The organism is Bathymodiolus azoricus thioautotrophic gill symbiont (assembly GCF_001298715.1).
Classification (GTDB): domain Bacteria; phylum Pseudomonadota; class Gammaproteobacteria; order PS1; family Pseudothioglobaceae; genus Thiodubiliella.
On sequence record NZ_CDSC02000144.1, the window covers coordinates 1 to 3,369 of the forward strand.

Sequence of the window (3,369 nt, forward strand, 5' to 3'; positions counted from 1 at the left end):
ACAATCATTGCCATCTTAATATGGCGAATCGCATTTTCACTTAAATCACCAATCAAACCATTGAGTAAAGTCAATACAATACCAAGGGAAAACACAAATACAATCTCTTGTGCATAAGGCACTTGTGCATAACCCATAATCACAACAAAGAACGCAAAAGCCAAGCCACCAAATAACACATGTTTGTTAATCTTAGATACTGGCACAGGGTTAAGGTGTACCAAACTCACCCCAAGAATTGACAACAAAGGCGTCAATAGCGCAATCATAAAAATCACTTCACGCTCCTCTTTAAAAACATCTGCTAGCTCACCACCAATCCAACCTGTAATAAAAATTGCAAAACCTAACGACAAACGCGCCAATACTTGAATACTTGCCAATTCTTGATGAATTTCTTCTTTAGACTGACTCTTGTCTACCACCTCAGTACTCATCGTATCTGCCACCACATCTTGCATAACAAAACCGATAACAGCAATCACGCTGGCAAAAATATAAACACTTTTTTTAGAAAACGCTGCAACAATTGAATAATCACCCACCACCGCAATCATCATTAAAAAACTGATGGTAATTAGCAATGCACCCATATAAACATAAGATTTGCGGTTAGAGCCAAAAATCAACACGCTATCAACCAATGAACCGAAAATCATTTTCACCGTCCATGGCACAGTGAGCCATATACCCAACTCCGCCAAATCTGCTACACTCATATCCAGCGAGTCTTTCACCCAAAAAACCTCAGCAATAGCGGTAAAAATACCACTCCCGTAAGCAAAATACACCAACAAGAGTGGTACATAGCGCAATCGCAGCGCTCTAATCGGTGTCAATAAAACACTCAGCACTACAGCTAAGGATTTTGTTAGTGAAAGTGAAATATTTAACATAGCAGTTATTTAGATGAATTTTCCCATTATAATTTGTCTATTTTAATATAGTGAGAATATTATGGGATTTTTAGATGGAAAAAAAGCATTGGTGGTTGGTGTTGCTTCTAACCGCTCAATTGCGTGGGGTATTGCCGAGGCTATGGCAAAACAAGGTTGTGAAATTGCACTCACCTATCAAAATGAAAAACTTAAAAAGCGGGTTGATAAATGTGCTGCGGTTTGCAATTCAAATATTGTAATAGAGTGTGATGTTGCTAGTGATAAAGGCATCGAGCAAACCTTTAAAGCGTTAAAAAATCATTGGGATAACTTTGACATTTTAGTGCATTCAGTGGCTTTTGCACCGCGTGAAGCATTAGATGGCAACTATATTGATGCCACTACTCGTGAAAACTTTGCTACTGCCCATGACATCAGTTCTTACAGTTTTACTGCACTGGCAAAAGGCTCAAAATCCATGCTAAATAAAAACGCTGCACTATTGACGGTAAGTTACTTGGGTGCCATTCGTGCCATTCCTAACTACAATGTGATGGGTGTTGCTAAGGCTTCACTTGAAGCAAATGTACGCTATATGGCAGCGGCAATGGGCCCTGAAAAAGGCATTCGTGTGAATGCGGTATCAGCAGGCCCAATCAAAACTTTAGCGGCGTCTGGTATCAAAAATTTTAGTAAATTACTGGATCATGTGGCCAACTCATCGGCGCTCAAACGCAATGTAACAATTGAAGAAGTGGGTAATGCTGCTGCATTCTTATGTTCAGATTTAGCATCAGGTATTACCGGTGAAATTACCTACATTGACTCAGGGTATAACTTTTACGACAAAGGTCCTGATTGATAGTTTGAAGCCAATAAAAAGCCCCGCATTGCGGGGCTTTTTATTGAAGGTTTCAGCCTGTTTTTTTATAATCGGTCTGAGAATATTTTAATATCAATATCTTTGTGTAGTGTTTTCAAAATGCTATTAAAAAACGCTTCAGACTCAAAACCAAGTATGACGCTTGACAATGCATTATTTGGTACATTATTAGATACTCTGATTGCTGATAACTTCAACACAATGGATTGCTCTGCATTCAGACTTTGTGCATCATAAATCACACCATCATTTGGCTTCGGCAAGGAGAATACGATATTAATAATCCCAGTATTTTCTTCCCTTGAGGATCTTTTAACCCAACCAACATCCTTCCATGTAAGTTGATATTTTTCCATTAATTTTTGAACGGTAGTCGTATCGCCCTTACTCAGTAAAGCGGTAATTTTATCGGCAACATTATCAATAAAAGTCTTAGCTAATAGTCCAGATAAATGTTTAGCAATCTCAACTTTAACTTCATCAAATGTCTTTTCTCTTTGAGGATTTCTTTCATTAATCCTTAATACCACAAACTTATCTTTAGACAATTCAATCAATTTAGAGCTCTCGCCTTTGTTCAAGACTTCATCACTATAAGCTGCTGCTACAAATTTAGCATCATGTTCTTTTGTGTCTTGAGTAAAAAACTCAGAAGTTCTAAGCTCTAAATCCATTTGATTGGCTACTGCTTCCAAATCTTCCTCGTATGACAAATTACTTAATTGCTCTGTGAGTTTGTAAATAGATTTCTGCACTTCACGCTCAGTGTAAAGTTTGGTTAACTCACTGCGTAGCGACTCAAAAGATTTAACCTCACTTGCTTTAATCTTATTTAACTTAATAATATGATAACCAAAATCAGTTTTGACTGGACTACTGACTTCACCCTCTTTCATAGCAAATACCTTAGCTTCAAACTCAGGTACCATCGCACCCATAGCAAAAAATCCCAAATCACCGCCACTGTCTTTTGAGCCTGTATCTTGAGAATGTTTAGCAGCCAACTCAGCAAAAGACTCACCTTGTTTTAACTGTGTGATAATCGTATTTGCTAATCCTTCAGACTCAACCAAAATATGCTGCGCTTTGCGTTCTTCTTCCGTGCTAAAGCGTGCCTGTTCATCTTCATAAAGATTAGACAAATCATCATCGTTCACTTTAATACTTTTAGCAATTTCTTTAGTTGATAATTCAACAAAATCAACTTTTACTTTTTGTGGCTCAAGAAAAACTTGTTTGTTTTCATCGAAAAATTCCTTAACACTCTCAGGGTTAACTTTCACTTCATCGATATAATTTTTTGTATTAAGCATAATATGACTAAACTTGCGCTCTTGGTCATTCAACGACTGTATACGCTTTAGTGCTGATGGCGTCAAAAATGCAGAGTCTGAGAAATTGCGCTTGATTTGATTTTGCGTCAATCCTTCTGTTTGTATGCGCTCATATTCAACATCTGAAATACCATTTAATCTAAGCAAATCTTTGTACCTATCTATAGAAAACTTACCTTCGACTTTAAATACATCGTTTGATTGAATGAGCATCTGCAATTCACGCTGTGTTGTTGCATAATCCGATTCATCTGCCAATTGCGCTAACACGCGT

Annotated in this window: 3 protein-coding genes; 1 reads left to right on the forward strand and 2 read right to left on the reverse strand. The window is 37.5% G+C overall.

Going from position 1 to position 3,369, the window contains the following annotated elements; all coding sequences use genetic code 11:
• Positions 1 to 896, reverse strand: an 896-nt coding sequence (locus tag BAZSYMA_RS02885) for an MFS transporter (protein WP_143243076.1), incomplete at its 3' end; no start/stop codon positions are given.
• 61 nt (positions 897 to 957) lie between these two features.
• Between BAZSYMA_RS02885 and BAZSYMA_RS02890 the strand changes: the two genes are divergently transcribed.
• Positions 958 to 1,740: an enoyl-ACP reductase FabI gene (locus tag BAZSYMA_RS02890; protein ID WP_090715458.1), complete on the forward strand. Its 783-nt coding sequence runs from the start codon at positions 958 to 960 to the stop codon at positions 1,738 to 1,740.
• Positions 1,741 to 1,805: 65 nt separating this feature from the next.
• On the opposite strand, the gene BAZSYMA_RS02895 is transcribed toward BAZSYMA_RS02890, so the two are convergent.
• The coding region (locus BAZSYMA_RS02895; protein WP_143243077.1) for a peptidyl-prolyl cis-trans isomerase at positions 1,806 to 3,369 on the reverse strand (1,564 nt) is incomplete at its 5' end.

Excerpts from the sequence above, each read along its gene's own strand:
- BAZSYMA_RS02890 (WP_090715458.1), top strand. The coding sequence starts at position 958 with ATGGGATTTTTAGATGGAAAAAAAGCATTGGTGGTTGGTGTTGCTTCT.